This is a genomic window from Vagococcus sp., assembly GCF_052102835.1.
Classification (GTDB): Bacteria; Bacillota; Bacilli; order Lactobacillales; family Vagococcaceae; genus Vagococcus.
Genome location: NZ_JBQEIL010000006.1, coordinates 64,180 through 79,619, shown reverse-complemented (window position 1 = coordinate 79,619; position 15,440 = coordinate 64,180). Strand labels below are relative to the sequence as shown.

The following is a 15,440-nucleotide window of genomic DNA, read 5'->3' as shown; positions in this document are numbered from 1 at the left end:
TTTGGTTATGCAATATGCTATATTCTCAATTGAGAGTGGGGTGAATAATCAGTTGAAGAAAAAGAGTCTAAAATTTTTAGCAATGGGTATCGGTTATTCAACTGCTGTTTTCTTCTAAAATTGTCCAGCTTATAAATAGTTTAAAAGTTGGACGATAAAAAAGAAAAAGAGGAAATAACATGAACCAGATTATAAGAAGAAATCCAAGTACAGTACCTGCTCCTGTTGGAGAATATAGTCACGTGACTATTATCCCTAAAAACAGTACACTTTATACTTTTTCGGGACAGATTGGGATTGATGCAGAAGGCAATTTACCTAATAACCTGCAACAACAAATTAAAAATACATTTAAAAATATCGAAAGTGTATTATCATCAGAAAAATTAACTGCTGATAATATCGTAAAAGTTAATATTTGGTCAGTTGATCCAATTGATTGGGATTATTTTTATGAGATTTGGGGGGATTTTTTTTCCGTCAATCCTTCAATGACAATTGCTTATATCTCAGCCTTAGGATTACCTGAAATAAAAATTGAGATTGAAATATTCGCAGCCAAACCAGAATAATCTATCAAAAGAATTAATAGAAATAAATAACGTAAGTCTTTATTTTAAAAGATTAAATTATTTATTTCTATTTTTTTATTTAACATTTAACAATAACTTTGTTATAATGCTTGTTGTTAAGTGTTGTAGAAGAGGAGGTTTGACATGGATAAAGAAAAAGCTAAAAAATGGATTTTAAAAATAATCTTAGCTGTATACGTCGTCGAACTTGTTTGGTTTTTATACTCAGAAGTCATCTCGAAATTAATTTCAGGTGATACTATTGATATAGTAACCATCGAATTAGCCGTTGTTTTAGTGATTGGATTAATCGCAATTATAACTTTCTTTATTTTAAAACGATCAAAAAAGGTCGGCATTGTTGTGGTTGGAATAATAGTTGCTTCTGTTTTGGCATTCTCTATTTTAGCTCCATTATTTGATGCGTATCTACCTATTATCTGGCGTCTTTTTGGTAAAGGTAGTTAAATAAGGACTTTAAGAAGCAAGTATTCTTTTAAATCTGGATACTTGTTTTTTTATTTGTGAATAAACTTTGAGATTTAATGAACATCTCTTTTTTTATTTAGACAGTTATGATAGACTATATTCAGTAATTGAGAAGGAATGATGTCAAATGGTACGACTTTCTGAAAGTAGAAAGAATTTTCGATTTCCAGCTTATGATGATAATGAAGGTGTAAAGTTAAATCGAAAACGTAGACGTGACTTTTTAAAAGATGTTTTAAACGACGATTTTGTTTACGACTCTCAAAGAAAAGACAAGAATAAAAGAAATTTGATTGATATGGATAAAGTTGATATGGCTGAAGATCCTGTTTATTTTGGTACGGATCAATTAGATTCATATGTAAAAAAAGCGACTCCTAATCGTCCACGACCAGTTGCCGCACAAGTTAGTAAGCCTCATGAAGATAGTTCACCTTTTGAACGACCAACTAGAAAAGATGAACAGCATCGATATGAATCAGCATTTGTAGATCCAAAAGAAAGATACCGTGCACCAGAAGCTAGTTATGCTAATCGTTTTTATGAAACTAATGAAAAAGGAAGCGCAAAACATCAATTACCTGTCAGTCGACGACGAAAGTTTGAATCAAGCTACCGTTTACCAGGTGAACCTGAAAAAAAAGCTTTTGAACCTAAATACATCCCGGTATCCATGATTGAAGATACCAAACAGGGCTATTCTAATCCTAAAAAAGAGGAATTGAAGCATCAAATAAAAAAAAGAGCGCAAGATCAATTTATGACAATGGATACAACCTCAATGACTGATAATCGTTCGAATAATACTGAAGAGCAATTACTTAGTAAAAAAAATAATCGATTAGACAAGTCTTTATCTGGAATTATGAAGGATGAAGGAAGTAAACCGTTTGATAACGCTTATTTTGATTGATTTTACTTACATTGTTTTAACATCAATGTAAGTTTTTTTATTGAAAAGTAACAAAAAATATACGATAATACTTGTTACATTCAAAGTTTTAATGATAATAAGGATGTAAGAACATAGAAAAGAGGATTTTTATGGATATTCATAAAAACAATGTATTTCATTTTGTAGGAATTAAAGGCTCTGGAATGAGCTCACTCGCTTTATTGCTTCATCAAAAAGGATATAAAGTCCAAGGGTCGGACGTAGAAAAATATTTCTTTACGCAACATGAATTAGAAAAAGAAAATATCACGATGTTACCATTTGCTGAAGAAAATATTCATGATGGCTTAGTCGTCATCGCAGGAAATGCTTTTCCCGATAATCATATTGAAATTCAAGCTGCATTAAAAAAAGGCCTAACTGTGATACGCTATCACAAATTCTTAGGTGAATTTATTGAAAACTTTACTAGTATAGCTGTTACTGGATCACATGGTAAGACAAGCACAACAGGAATGTTGGCTCATATTCTTTCAGGTATTACACCAACAAGCTATTTAATTGGTGATGGAACAGGGCATGGTGAACCTGAAGCGGTTTTCTTTGCTTTTGAAGCTTGCGAATACCGTCGTCATTTTTTAGCTTATTCTCCTGATTATGCTATTATGACAAATATTGATTTTGATCATCCTGATTACTATAAGAGTATTGAAGATGTCTACGATGCCTTTCAAACATTTGGAATGCAAGTTAAAAAAGGTATTGTTGCTTTTGGTGACGATCCTTATTTAAGAAAATTAGATGTCACAGCACCGATTTATTATTATGGTGTTAATGATACTGATGATTTCCAAGCACAAAATATTGAAAGAAGCACTACCGGTTCACATTTTGATGTTTCCTATAAAAACGAAAAAATCGGTACGTTTTCTGTTCCTGCGTATGGTTTACACAATGTGTTAAATGCACTTGGTGTCATTGCTATTTCATATTTAGAAGGACTGGATATGAAAAAAGTGGCAGAAGAGATGCTTACTTTTAACGGAGTCAAACGTCGCTTTAGTGAAAAGAAAGTTAACGACATGATTATCGTGGATGATTATGCACATCACCCTGCTGAAATTCAAGCAACTATCGATGCGGCTCGTCAAAAATACCCAACAAAAGAAATCATAGCTGTTTTCCAACCACATACGTTCACTCGTACAATTGCATTACTTGATGATTTTGCTAAATCACTTGATTTGGCTGATAAAGTTTATCTGTGTGATATTTTTGGGTCTGCTCGTGAAGAAGTCGGCACAGTTAAAATTGAAGATTTAGGTGCAAAAATCAGCAAAGGTGGAGCAGTCGTTCATGTGGATAACCTTTCTCCATTATTGGATTATCATGATTCAGTTATTATTTTCATGGGTGCTGGTGATGTTCAAAAATTTGAACAAGCTTATGAAAAATTATTAAGCAGTACACGAAAAAATATTATGTAGAAGTAAAGATGCAGGGTTGAATACAAAGAGGAGATTAATGATGAAGCTTTTAGATCAAAATACTAAAATTGGTAAGACTATCGAAGAACTCGAAGAAGGAGAATCTTTAAGTTTAACCGAAACAATCGAAGACAATCAGTTATTGCTTTATTTAGGGCTAACAAATGATGCTAATCCATTGTTTATTCAACATAGTTATACAAAACAAACAGAATATGGAAAACCACTTGTTCCATCTATTATGTTGATGGGAACCATTTCTAGTACAGTTTCTAAACATCTGCCTGGACCAGGATCTAATATTGTTAATTTTTCTTTTAATTTAATAGAACCCGTTTATCATTACGAGACATTAACCTTTCATTTTGAAATAATAAAGATTGATAAAATGAAAGACGTAGTCACTATTTCGGTTACAGCACATAATTTTAAAGAAGAGCGTGTACTCGATAGTGTACTTATGGTACGCCCTCCTAAAATATCCGTCTTAGAAGAAACAAATGAAGAAGAAGGAGACGATGTCAATGAATAATAATCAAAATGTTGTTGAAGCAAAAGGATTAACTAGATTTTATGGTAAAGTGTATGGTTTTTTAGGTTTAGGTATCGGGATCAGTGCATTGACCGCTTACCTATGTATTAACGTTTTTTGGAGCCAGATTGCTGGTATACTTTCAGGTAATTCTTTAGTTTTCTGGGCCATTTGGATCGCACAACTTGTTTTAGTCTTTAGTTTAAGTAAAAATGCTTTTTCTGATTCAGGGATGTCACTCATTGGCTACGTTGCTTATTCTGTTTTAACAGGGATTACTTTATCTGTCACGGTCGCAATGTATACACAACAATCCGTTGTTTCGGCATTTGTGACTGCTGCTGGTACGTTTGCAGCGATGTCTGTTGTTGGTATGGTGACTAAGAAAGATTTAAGTGCTATTGGGCATGCATTATATAGTTTAGTTTTAGGGATTATTATCGCTTCACTTTTAAATATATTTATCTTAAAAAGTGGACCGGTTGATTTCTTCATCTCACTAGTCATGGTCGTTGTTTTTGCTGGTTTAACTGCTTATGACAACCAAAAAATAAAAACGTTGTATGCAAGTAATGGTGGACAAGCATCAACAAATTTAGCTGTTTATTGCGCATTAAGCCTATACCTAGATTTAATTAACTTATTCTATGCTTTCTTAAGATTATTTAATCGCAACTAGAAAAAAAGAAACGCTATTTTAAGAACAAAACCGATTATGGTTTTGTTCTTTTTTTGATATAAATCAATCTTTAATGTTATAGTTGACATAGAACGATATTCGTTATAGAATAACTATAACAAGGAGGGGTAAAATGTTGATCACAATTGATGAAACAAGTGAAGAACCTATCTACTTACAACTGGTCTACGAATTAAAACGTTTGATTATCATTGATCAAATGACTGAAGGGTATCGATTGCCAAGTGTACGAGCTTTGGCTGGTGATTTAGGGATTAATCTACATACAGTCAACAAAGCCTATAATCAGTTAGTCGATGAAGGAGTTTTGTCTAAAGTTGTCCGCGGTTATCAAGTAAACGCACTCAACACACGTAAAATGACACAACAAATAAAAGAGGATTTTGAATTTCGATTAAAAAAACTAATGATTGATCAATCGTTATTCCAACTATCTAAACAAGAATTTCAAGAACTCTACCTGAAATTACAAAACGAATTAATGAAAGAAGAGGATAACTTATGATTTATTTTTTTATTGGTTTTATGTTTCTAATGACCCTTTTAATTAATATAAGCCTTGCGTTTACCCCTAGAATAAGCCGACGCAGTAACTTATTCGGTCTGACTATTCCAAGCGATTTACAAAATTCAGAGGAAATAACCCATTTAGTTTATTTTTTCACCAAGACATTACTTAGTTTAAATATCCCATTAAGTTTACCGTTTATACTGGCATTATTAATGAAAGATGTTGAAAAAACAACGAATTTTCTTTCTATTTATCTCTTAGCTGCGATGTTAATTAATTTCCTTGCTTTTCTTATTTTATATTTTGATACAAGAAGAAAATTAGCTCATTTTCTGCTCGAAACGCCTAGTAAAATTAATCAATCGAAACAAAAAATTACTGTCGATTTAAGTTTTCGTTCAAATCCATTCATTTTACCTAATTGGGTTTTTGTGTTTCTTAATGGTAGTTTTATCCTTTTTTCATTAGTTTATACGTTCTTAATTTATCCGAAAATACCACAGGAAATTCCAACTAATTTTGATGCCATGATGCAACCAACAAGCTTTTCTTCAAAATCGCTTTTTACTGTGTTGTTTGCGCCAATCTTTCAAGTTTTTTTATTAGTTGTCTTTACAGTTACCAATGGAGCTTTACTTAAAGCGAAACAAGAAAGTGTTTTAAAAGATTCCAAAATCTACAATCAAAATGATCGTCAATTTAGAAAAGCGACTTCTATTAGTTTATTGTTCACTTCTATCCTTATGCAAACACTGTTCACTTTTATACAATGGATGACTATCACACCTAACACTAACTATTCACTATTCTTACCACTGATTGTCTTAACATTAGTTAGTATTGTTGGTATTAATTTGTTTATTGGATTTAAATATCGTCAAAGCGGGGAAGGCTTAACTCCAGAAGTTAACTTTGATACACGAACTGATGATGATATTTGGAAATTTGGCGTTTTCTATTATAATCCACAAGATCCAAGTATTTGGGTAATGAAAAAAACTGGCATGGGATTAACGACAAATTTTGCACGCTGGGAAAGTTGGTTACTTATCATCGGTTTGTTACTCATTCCAATTGTTATGGCTCTCTTTTTTAAATAATCAAAAACCCAATTCGCTTTTAGTGATTGGGTTTTTCTTTTCGCTTTGTTTCTCATAATTTGTTAGAATAGGTTGAATAGAAAGATGGGGTGGCTTAATGAAAAAAAATAAATTGTTACTGATTGATGGTAACAGCATCGCCTTTCGAGGCTTTTTTGCTCTTTATCAATCATTAGAACGTTTCAAAAATAAACAAGGGCTACACACTAACGCTTTATATGCGGTTAATAATATGTTAGAAAATATATTAACCGCCGTTAAACCAACGCACGCTTTAGTAGCTTTTGATGCGGGGAAAACAACGTTTCGTCATGCGTTTTATGAAGAGTATAAAGGGGGGCGTTCGAAAACTCCAAGTGAATTTAAAGAGCAGATGCCTTATTTAAGAGATTTAATTGAAGGACTAGGCATGCAGCACTATGAGTTAGATAATTATGAAGCAGATGATATTATCGGTACTCTGGCAAAACGCGTTGATCCAGCTGAGTTTGACGTCGTTATTTTAACAGGAGATAAAGATTTAACACAACTGGCTTCAGGTAATATCACCGTTGACGTTACCGTTAAAGGGGTTAGTGAGATAGAATCCTATACTCCTGAACATATCAAAGAAAAATACGAATTAACACCTCTACAAATTATTGACATGAAAGGTCTGGCAGGTGATGCATCAGATAATATCCCAGGTGTCACTAAAATTGGGGAGAAAACAGCCATTAAATTATTGAAAGAATACGGCTCTGTTGAGGGCGTTTACGAACACGTTGCTGATCTAAAGAAAAGCAAAATGAAAGAAAATTTAATTAATGAAAAAGAAATTGCTTTTCTAAGTAAACAGCTAGCCACAATTGATATCGACAGCCCAATTGAGGTTGACGTTGATTCTTTGGCCTATTCAGGAAAAAATTTAGATAAGCTAATTCCTTTTTATAAAGAGATGGATTTTAACTCATTTCTAAGTAAATTAGATAGTAGTATTGTACCAGAAGTCAAAGAACACCAAGCCATTATCTATCAAGTGGTGGAGACTTTAACAGAAGAGATGTTTACGACAGAGATGGGGCTTTATGTCGAGATGTTATCTGAAAATTACCACACCTCTCCAATTGAAGGAGTTGCTTGGGGAAACAGGGAACAATACTATGTAACCACAGGAGATTGGGTCTTAAGTGAACCTTTATTTCAAAATTGGTTAACAGATGCGTTAAGGACCAAGCTAGTTTATGACTTAAAGAGAACGTATGTCGCTCTACACCGCTATGATTTAAAACTACAAGGCGCAAAGTTTGATGCTTTATTAGCAGCCTATGTTATTGATTCAACAAATACTAGTGAGGATATCGCTGAAGTCGCTGCGACCTTTAACATTCTTGACCTTGATAATGATGAAATCATCTATGGTAAAGGAGTTAAAAAAGGGTTACCAGAGGAAGAAGCTCGCTTTACAGAACATTTAGCTCGGAAAATTCAAGCCATCGTTGAATTGTATCCCGTTTTAGCAGATAAGCTAGATGAAACTCAACAAACCGATTTATATTATGAGATTGAATTACCTTTGGCTTTAATTCTTGGTGATATGGAAATTACTGGTATTACGGTTAATGCTCAACGCCTGATTGAAATGAAAGGTGAATTCGCTGAAAAATTGACAGAAATCGAGCAAAGAGTGTATCAAGAAGCAGGGGGAGAATTTAATTTAAATTCGCCTAAGCAACTCGGCGTTATCCTTTTTGAAAAATTGAATTTACCAGTGATTAAAAAAACGAAGACTGGTTACTCTACTGCAGTTGACGTTTTAGAAAAACTAAAAGGGCAGTCACCTATTATTGAAGATATCTTAACCTACCGTCAAATCGCAAAAATTCAATCCACTTATGTTGAAGGCTTATTAAAAGTTATCTTTGAAGATCAAAAAATTCATACTCGCTATGTTCAAACGTTAACCCAGACAGGAAGGCTAAGCTCGGTTGACCCCAATCTACAGAATATTCCCATTCGTTTAGAAGAAGGACGAAAAATACGACAAGCTTTCGTTCCACGTCAAAAAGATTGGTTGCTATTTTCTTCTGACTACTCTCAAATTGAACTTCGAGTACTTGCTCATATTTCAAATGATGAACATCTAAAAGAAGCCTTTATTGAAGGGCAAGATATTCATTCTAGTACAGCAATGCGCGTCTTTGGTATTGAAAGTGCGGAACAAGTCGATAGTAATTTACGTCGTCAAGCTAAAGCCGTAAACTTTGGGATTGTCTACGGTATTAGTGATTATGGTTTATCTCAAAATCTAGGGATTACTAGAAAAGAAGCTAAAACGTTTATTGATCGTTACTTTGAAAAATACCCTGGTGTCAAGACCTACATGGAAGAGGTCGTTAGAGAGGCCAAAGAAAAAGGCTATGTCGAAACACTTTACCAGCGTCGACGTTACTTACCAGACATCAATGCTCGTAATTTTAATATCCGCTCATTCGCAGAACGAACAGCGATTAACACTCCTATTCAAGGTAGTGCTGCAGATATCTTGAAAATAGCAATGATTAAAATTAAGCAGCGTTTAGCAGAAGAAAAAATGGAAGCAACAATGTTACTTCAAGTCCATGATGAGCTGGTTTTTGAAGCTCCGGCTAATGAGATTGAGCAACTAAAACAGTTGGTTGAAGAAACTATGGCTGATGCAGTCAGTCTATCCGTTCCACTTGTTTCGGATAGTAGCATTGGTAAGACATGGTATGAAGCTAAATAAAGGAGGATTCTAATGCCTGAATTACCTGAAGTTGAAACTGTCCGTAAAGGGTTAGAACAACTAGTCTTAAATAAAAAAATTAAAGAGGTCCTCGTAGCATGGGACCGAATAATTGAACGCCCAAATATTGAAGATTTTACGAACCAGTTAATTGGAGAAAAAATTGATTCCGTTAGTCGTCGTGGTAAATATTTGATTTTTCATTTGACACATTACGATATGATTAGCCACCTACGTATGGAAGGTAAATTTGATTATGTTCAACCAGATACTTCGGTTACGAAACATACGCATGTTCGTTTCATCTTTACCGATCATACCGAACTTAGATATCTAGACGTTCGCAAATTTGGAAGATTAACACTCTTACCCAAAAATACAGCCATGGATTACAAAGGCATCAAAAAATTAGGACCAGAACCTACTCCTGAAGAATTTTTACTCGAGTCCTTTAATCAACAACTAAAAAAACATCATAAAGCAATCAAACCATTACTTTTGGATCAGACACTTATTACAGGGTTAGGTAATATTTATGTTGATGAGGCTCTATTTAAAGCTAAAATTCATCCTGAACAAACAGCGAACACTTTGACCTTTGACGAAGTTACTCGTCTTCACGTGGCAATTATCAACGTTTTAGCTCAAGCTGTCGAAGCGGGCGGGACAACAATCAGAAGTTATAAAAATGCGTTAGGTGAAGCAGGAACTTTTCAAGTTAATTTAATGGTTTATGGAAAAACAGGTGAACCTTGCCCAAACTGTGGAACGGAAATCACGAAAATTAAAGTGGCTCAAAGAGGAACACATTTTTGTTCCCTTTGTCAGAGAATTCATCTGTAAGAAGGAGACATGCGACATGACTTATATTTTAGGATTAACTGGCGGTATTGCATCAGGAAAAAGTACCGCGAGCCATTATTTAAAACAAAAAGAAATTCCTGTTGTTGATGCCGATAAGATTGCTCGTGAAGTTGTTGCTATCGGGACTCCTGGACTGAATGCGATTATCAAAGTATTTGGACCTGATATTTTACTGAATGATCAGACACTAGATCGGAAAAAATTAGGAACGATCGTTTTTAATGATGCTAAAAAGCGTCGTTTGCTAGACGAGTTACTTGCAGAATATATTCATCAAGCTATTCTTTTAGAAATCTTAAACTTTAAAAAACAAAAACAGGCCCTGATTGTACTTGATATTCCACTTCTTTATGAAGCTAAATATGATCAACTGGTCGATAGTATCATGGTGGTCTGGGTTGATCATCAGACTCAAATTTCAAGATTGCGACAACGTGATAAACTAACCTTAAAAGAGGCAGAGAAAAGAATTATGAGTCAATGGCCACTTGATAAAAAAGCTAAAAAGGCTGATTTTATTATCGATAATTCCGACGCTACTGATGTTACCTTTATGCAACTAGACAGGTGGCTCAAAAGCTTTGGTGAACAAAAGGAAAAGATGGATTAACTCCTCTTTTCCTTTTTACTTTACTAGCTTAGTAAAGGGTATCCCTTACACTAAAAAACATGCTATAATGTGAATAATATCAAGTGGTATAAACCATAAAAGAAAAAAAGAGGTGTTACTCATGCAATGTCCTAAATGTCATTATAATGGTTCAAAAGTAGTAGACAGTCGTCCAGCAGATGAAAGTCGCTCTATTAGAAGAAGAAGAGAATGTGAAAAATGTGCTTTTCGTTTCACAACATTTGAAAGAATCGAAGTGACACCATTACTTGTGATCAAAAAAAATGGTGCACGTGAAGAATTTAGTCGCGATAAAGTCTTACGTGGTTTAATCCGTTCAGCAGAGAAACGTCCGGTCTCTATGGAACAGATGGAGCAAGTCGTTGATAATGTTGAAAATAGAATTAGAAACCTAGGTGAAAATGAAGTCTCTACAATACTCATTGGTGAGTTTGTTATGGAGGATTTAGTTAAACTAGATGAAATTTCTTATATCCGTTTTGCCAGCGTCTACCGTCAATTTAAAGATATGAGTGTCTTTTTACAAGAACTACAAGAAATTATAGAACGTGATAAATAAGTAAGCTTAAAGGAGTGTCTTTCAGTGACAAATGCTTGGGAGAAATTAAAACCAAAAGACCAATTCAGTATTCGTTTGACTGGTGGCTACAATGAGGTAGATTATCAAACGTTAACACTACTTTATCAACCATTAATTGGTACAACAGCATTTTCATTATTGACCAATTTGTTACATCATTCAAAAGTGAGAACCAAAGAGAGTGTCGAGCATGCTTTTCTATTTGACCAACTCGACATTGGTTTACCTAATTTTTATGCTGCACGTAGTCGATTAGAAGCGATTGGCTTATTAAGAACTTACACTCGACAAATAGATCAAGGACATCATTTTATCTATTTAATTATGCGTCCTGTTAGTCCAGAGCTCTTTCTGACTGATGATGTCATGGCTCTCTTACTATTAGATAAAATTGGTGAAAATAGTTTTAAACAATTAGTTCAACTTTTCAAAACTAAAACCGATGATTTGACAAGTTATTCTGAAATTACTCAGAATTTTACTGATGTTTTTACATTGGATAAAAACTTATTAAGTCGTGAAGAACCTCAAATAAATAGCGCAAAAGAAGCTTTAAAAACAACAGAAACTCTTGAAAGACCGAAAACGATTAATCTTGATAATCGATCATTTGATTGGGATTTCTTTCGTCAGTTGATGGATAAACTACCTGTAAATCTAAACAACATGACCAATCAATTCAAAAAAACAATTGATACCTTTCATTATCTCTATGGAATAAATGAACTTGAGATGCAACAATACGTTATCTCTGCCCTAGATGTTGTGACCAACCAAGTTAACTTAAAAGATTTAAAACAACTTATTTATCGTGATTATCATAATAAAAAGAAACAACAAGAAACAACTTCTTTGAAACAAGAAACACTCCAAACCGAGAAAGAACAAAATACTTTTAGAAAAAACACGCTGAAACGTGAAAAATATACCGCTGAAGAGATTGAGGTTATTTTATCATGCGAACACATCGCACCACTGATTTTTTTAAAGTCAATAAAAGAACAAAAAGGTGGATATGTTGCTAATAATGAGCGATGGACCGTTGAGAACATCAGAAATCAATCCGGCTTACCCGATAGTGTTATTAATATGTTAATTCACTATTGTTTAGTCGGTCGAGATGAGACGTCACTTAATCAAAATATGATGAATTCTATTGCGAATGATTGGGTACAAAAAAAATTGTTTTCACCAGAAGCTGCGCTAAGTAAAGTTAAAGAATATCAAGAAGAAAGCCAAAATAAATACAACCGTAAAACGAATTACTCAAAAACAAATGGAAAATCAATACGACAAGAAACACTGCCTGAGTGGGCTAAATCGGATGAAGCTCGTGTTGAAACGCCATTGTCGAGTGAAGAACAAACTTTCTTTGAAGAACAATTGAAAAAAGTGACCGCTATGCGAGAGGGGGAAAAATAAGCGATGGAAAACATTGGTAAAGGTTTAAATCAACAATTAAAAAAACAAGGTCGTTTAGGGAAATTAGAAAAAATTATGGCTGAAGTTATGGCTGATCCAGATGTGCAAGCATTTATCTCAGAAAATCGTGAACGTTTAACAGATGACAACATTTCAAAAAGTCAGGCAAAATTATATGAATTTGTCCAAGAAAAGAAAAAGTTTTTACTAAATGATCCAACTATGATTGCTCCAGGATATGAGCCTCGTTTATTTATGAACTATCATTTTATTGATGTTACTTATATTCCAACTAAAGACTTAGAAGAAAAAATTGCTTTACAAGAAATTAAAAACCGAGTGAAAGCGATGGATATGCCAAAAGATATTCGAGAAGCTCGTTTAAATAACTTTGAATTAACCAATGAAAGAAAAGAGGCTCTTCGTTTAGCGTTAGATTTTGTCGGTAACTACGATGACGAACCTAAACATTTTCATCAAGGTCTTTATCTCCAAGGGACATTTGGTGTTGGTAAGACTTATCTTTTAGGCGCTGTTGCCAATTTATTAGCTGAAAAAGGCTATCGTACCACGCTACTTCATTTTCCTACGTTCGCAGTTGAAATGAAAAATTCAATCAGAACAGAGACTGTTTTTGAGAAGCTTGAAAATGTAAAAAAAGCACCGATTTTAATGATTGATGATATTGGCGCTGACTCTATGAGTAGTTGGATTAGAGATGATATTCTAGGCGTTATTTTACAATACCGGATGCAAGAACAATTACCTACTTTTTTTAGCTCTAATTTTGATATGAAACAACTTGAAAATGAGCACTTAAGAGTTTCTCAAAAGGGCGAAGTTGAACCGTTAAAAGCAAAAAGAATAATGGAGAGAATTCGTTACTTAGCTAAAGAGGTCAATATGATTGGACAAAATCGACGTTTAAATTAAATTTAAAATGTTATAATAAACTGTAAATAAACTAATTGACAAAGGTAAGTTAGGCTAGTATAATTACTTTTGTTGCTTAAGGAGTGAAGTTATGAAATGGGCATTAGCTGAATTAAATAAATTTAGAGGAAGCCAACTTATATTTGATGAACGAATCAATTTAACTGAAGAACTTCAACGAAGAGATCAAACAATTATTGAGGTCTTGCCTGTGGAAGTCAAAGGAACAATTGATGTTGATCGAACAAGCTACTTGGCGCACTTTTCTGTTAACACAAGTGTAGTGTTACCTTCAAGTCGCTCGTTAGAACCTGTTACTTTACCATTGTCTTTTATGGTAGATGAGGTTTACATGCGTCCTAGTGATATTGAGGCATTGACTGATGTTAGTGAAGAGCAAAAAAGCTTAATCATGCCTTTAGAAAAAGATATGATTAATTTGAATGAAGCAGTACAAGACTTTATATTATTGAACTTGCCAATTCAAATCTTAACAGAAGCAGAAAAAAATAATGATGCCGATTTACCTGCGGGTGATTTTTGGCAAGTTTTATCTGAAGAAGACGTTATGAAAAAAAAGAACAGTCCTGATTCAGAACAAAAAATTGATCCTCGTCTTGCAAAATTGTCAGAATTATTAAAGGATGATAGTGAGTAAGATTGGAATATATTGTGTAATTTTTTACACATCTTTTTTTAAGGAGGTGTATATACATGGCAGTACCAGCAAGAAGAACTTCAAAAGCTAAAAAAGCTAGACGTCGTACTCATTACAAATTATCAGCTCCAGGTTTAACAGCTTGTAGCAATTGTGGTGAAATGAGAAAAAACCATCACGTGTGTCCAGCATGTGGCCATTATGATGGAAAAGACGTTATGACTAAAGAAGCATAAAACATTTTTTGAAAATGTTATAAAACCCTTAGACTAACCATGGAAGTCTGAGGGTTTTTATTTTTGTTTTTTATAGTTTACATAATATAATTATGTAAACTATAAAAACTGTTAGTCATTTGACTTATAATAAAGAAAATATAAAAGAGGTGGATAGTACATGTCAATTGAATTAATTAAACATAAAATGATCACTTGCCAAACTTTTGCTTCTAGCTTAGCTGGGGCGAGGGTTTACTTTCGAGAAGACTGGGGAACTTTATACTTTGAACTCTTTAATAAGCAGTTTGGTTTAATGAAGCCAGAGGCTACTGAAGAAAGCTTTATTACATTGAAAAATAAACCCGATATAAATTTAGAGCTTAGAGATAGTTATCCAAATATTATTATCCCTGGATATTACACAAATAAAAAGCATTGGAATTCAATTAAATTGAAGCCTGATGAAGTGACAAGCGATTTTTTAAACCAACTTATAAAAACTTCATATGATTTAGTTTTTGAAAAACTAACAAAAAAAGAGAAAACCTTTATTTTAAATCAGAGGAACTAGTAAGTATGTTGTTATTTAGAAAACCAACTTTAAAAGATAAAAAGGTGCTGCTTGCTCAAAAAAAGAAGGCTCAACTTCATCAAGATATCATGCATGGGGACTGCGGCTTATCTCAAGCGAAAGATTTCGAAGCTTGGCTTCGCAGAGCATCGAAACAAGCGTTTTTTCTTATCTCTAAGCAAGATCAATCAGTAATTGGTATAATTCATTTAAAATTTAAACTAACAGCTTACGATGCTTTAGAAGGTGGCCATATTGCTTATACTATTTTTCCTGACTATCGAAAATTAGGTTATGGAACCTATTCATTTTCATGGGCTTTAAATCTACTTAAACAAAAAAAGATTACGAATATACTAATATCTTGTCGCGAAGGAAATCTAACCTCAGAAAAAATCATCTTAAAAAATAAAGGCCAATTAATGTATCGCAAAAAAGTTAATCAACATATTATTAAACACTACCGCATTCAAAATGATTGAAGCGAATAGTGTTTATTTTTATTCAATTGACAAACTTAATCTCTTTCTA

18 protein-coding genes are annotated in these 15,440 nt (G+C 33.5%); all 18 read left to right on the top strand.

Translation table 11 applies throughout. The features are described 5' to 3' along the window. Positions 1–179 precede the first annotated feature (179 nt). The 18 genes from ACTJFD_RS07465 to ACTJFD_RS07380 all read left to right on the top strand — a co-directional run bounded on the left by ACTJFD_RS07465 (position 180) and on the right by ACTJFD_RS07380 (position 15,391). Entirely contained in the window at positions 180–572 is a 393-nt protein-coding gene (locus tag ACTJFD_RS07465) for a RidA family protein (protein ID WP_442260714.1), read from the top strand. A gap of 144 nt (positions 573–716) precedes the next feature. Then, positions 717–1,040: a hypothetical protein gene (locus ACTJFD_RS07460; RefSeq protein ID WP_442260713.1), complete on the top strand. Its 324-nt coding sequence runs from the start codon at positions 717–719 to the stop codon at positions 1,038–1,040. A 148-nt stretch (positions 1,041–1,188) separates the two neighbouring features. Continuing rightward, entirely contained in the window at positions 1,189–1,974 is a 786-nt protein-coding gene (locus ACTJFD_RS07455; RefSeq protein WP_442260712.1) for a hypothetical protein, read from the top strand. Positions 1,975–2,105: 131 nt separating this feature from the next. After that, positions 2,106–3,443 carry a UDP-N-acetylmuramate--L-alanine ligase gene (murC, locus tag ACTJFD_RS07450; RefSeq protein WP_442260711.1) on the top strand — a complete coding sequence of 446 codons (1,338 nt, stop codon included), beginning with the start codon at positions 2,106–2,108 and terminating at the stop codon, positions 3,441–3,443. A gap of 40 nt (positions 3,444–3,483) precedes the next feature. Continuing rightward, positions 3,484–3,975, top strand: coding sequence for a MaoC family dehydratase (locus ACTJFD_RS07445; protein WP_442260710.1), 492 nt, complete (start codon positions 3,484–3,486; stop codon positions 3,973–3,975). Then, a complete protein-coding gene (locus ACTJFD_RS07440; RefSeq protein WP_442260709.1) occupies positions 3,968–4,654 on the top strand; it encodes a Bax inhibitor-1/YccA family protein in 687 nt (228 codons plus the stop codon). The genes ACTJFD_RS07445 and ACTJFD_RS07440 overlap by 8 nt, the downstream gene beginning before the upstream one ends. Before the next feature lie 133 nt (positions 4,655–4,787). Next, positions 4,788–5,180, top strand: coding sequence for a GntR family transcriptional regulator (locus ACTJFD_RS07435; RefSeq protein WP_442260708.1), 393 nt, complete (start codon positions 4,788–4,790; stop codon positions 5,178–5,180). Beyond that, entirely contained in the window at positions 5,177–6,286 is a 1,110-nt protein-coding gene (locus ACTJFD_RS07430) for a DUF1648 domain-containing protein (RefSeq protein ID WP_442260707.1), read from the top strand. Before ACTJFD_RS07435 ends, ACTJFD_RS07430 begins: the two co-directional genes overlap by 4 nt. A 97-nt stretch (positions 6,287–6,383) precedes the next feature. Beyond that, the gene (gene polA, locus ACTJFD_RS07425) at positions 6,384–9,032 is read left to right on the top strand and encodes a DNA polymerase I (protein ID WP_442260706.1); all 2,649 of its coding nucleotides are present in this window, start codon (positions 6,384–6,386) and stop codon (positions 9,030–9,032) included. A 12-nt stretch (positions 9,033–9,044) separates the two neighbouring features. Further along, entirely contained in the window at positions 9,045–9,875 is an 831-nt protein-coding gene (gene mutM / locus ACTJFD_RS07420) for a DNA-formamidopyrimidine glycosylase (protein ID WP_442260705.1), read from the top strand. A 16-nt stretch (positions 9,876–9,891) separates the two neighbouring features. Next, positions 9,892–10,506, top strand: a complete 615-nt coding sequence (gene coaE / locus ACTJFD_RS07415; protein WP_442260704.1) for a dephospho-CoA kinase — start codon at positions 9,892–9,894, stop codon at positions 10,504–10,506. A gap of 121 nt (positions 10,507–10,627) precedes the next feature. Continuing rightward, entirely contained in the window at positions 10,628–11,086 is a 459-nt protein-coding gene (gene nrdR / locus ACTJFD_RS07410) for a transcriptional regulator NrdR (RefSeq protein WP_442260703.1), read from the top strand. A gap of 24 nt (positions 11,087–11,110) precedes the next feature. Further along, positions 11,111–12,529 (top strand): replication initiation and membrane attachment family protein, encoded by a 1,419-nt coding sequence (locus tag ACTJFD_RS07405; protein WP_442260702.1) that lies wholly within the window; start codon positions 11,111–11,113, stop codon positions 12,527–12,529. Positions 12,530–12,532: 3 nt separating this feature from the next. Then, on the top strand, positions 12,533–13,462 hold the full coding sequence (dnaI, locus tag ACTJFD_RS07400) for a primosomal protein DnaI (protein ID WP_442260701.1): 930 nt from the start codon (positions 12,533–12,535) through the stop codon (positions 13,460–13,462). 91 nt (positions 13,463–13,553) lie between these two features. Beyond that, positions 13,554–14,120, top strand: coding sequence for a YceD family protein (locus ACTJFD_RS07395; RefSeq protein WP_442260700.1), 567 nt, complete (start codon positions 13,554–13,556; stop codon positions 14,118–14,120). A 56-nt stretch (positions 14,121–14,176) separates the two neighbouring features. Beyond that, positions 14,177–14,356 carry a 50S ribosomal protein L32 gene (gene rpmF / locus ACTJFD_RS07390; protein WP_442260699.1) on the top strand — a complete coding sequence of 60 codons (180 nt, stop codon included), beginning with the start codon at positions 14,177–14,179 and terminating at the stop codon, positions 14,354–14,356. Positions 14,357–14,516: 160 nt separating this feature from the next. Continuing rightward, positions 14,517–14,909: an MmcQ/YjbR family DNA-binding protein gene (locus ACTJFD_RS07385; protein ID WP_442260698.1), complete on the top strand. Its 393-nt coding sequence runs from the start codon at positions 14,517–14,519 to the stop codon at positions 14,907–14,909. 5 nt (positions 14,910–14,914) lie between these two features. After that, positions 14,915–15,391, top strand: a complete 477-nt coding sequence (locus ACTJFD_RS07380) for a GNAT family N-acetyltransferase (protein WP_442260697.1) — start codon at positions 14,915–14,917, stop codon at positions 15,389–15,391. Positions 15,392–15,440: the final 49 nt, after the last annotated feature.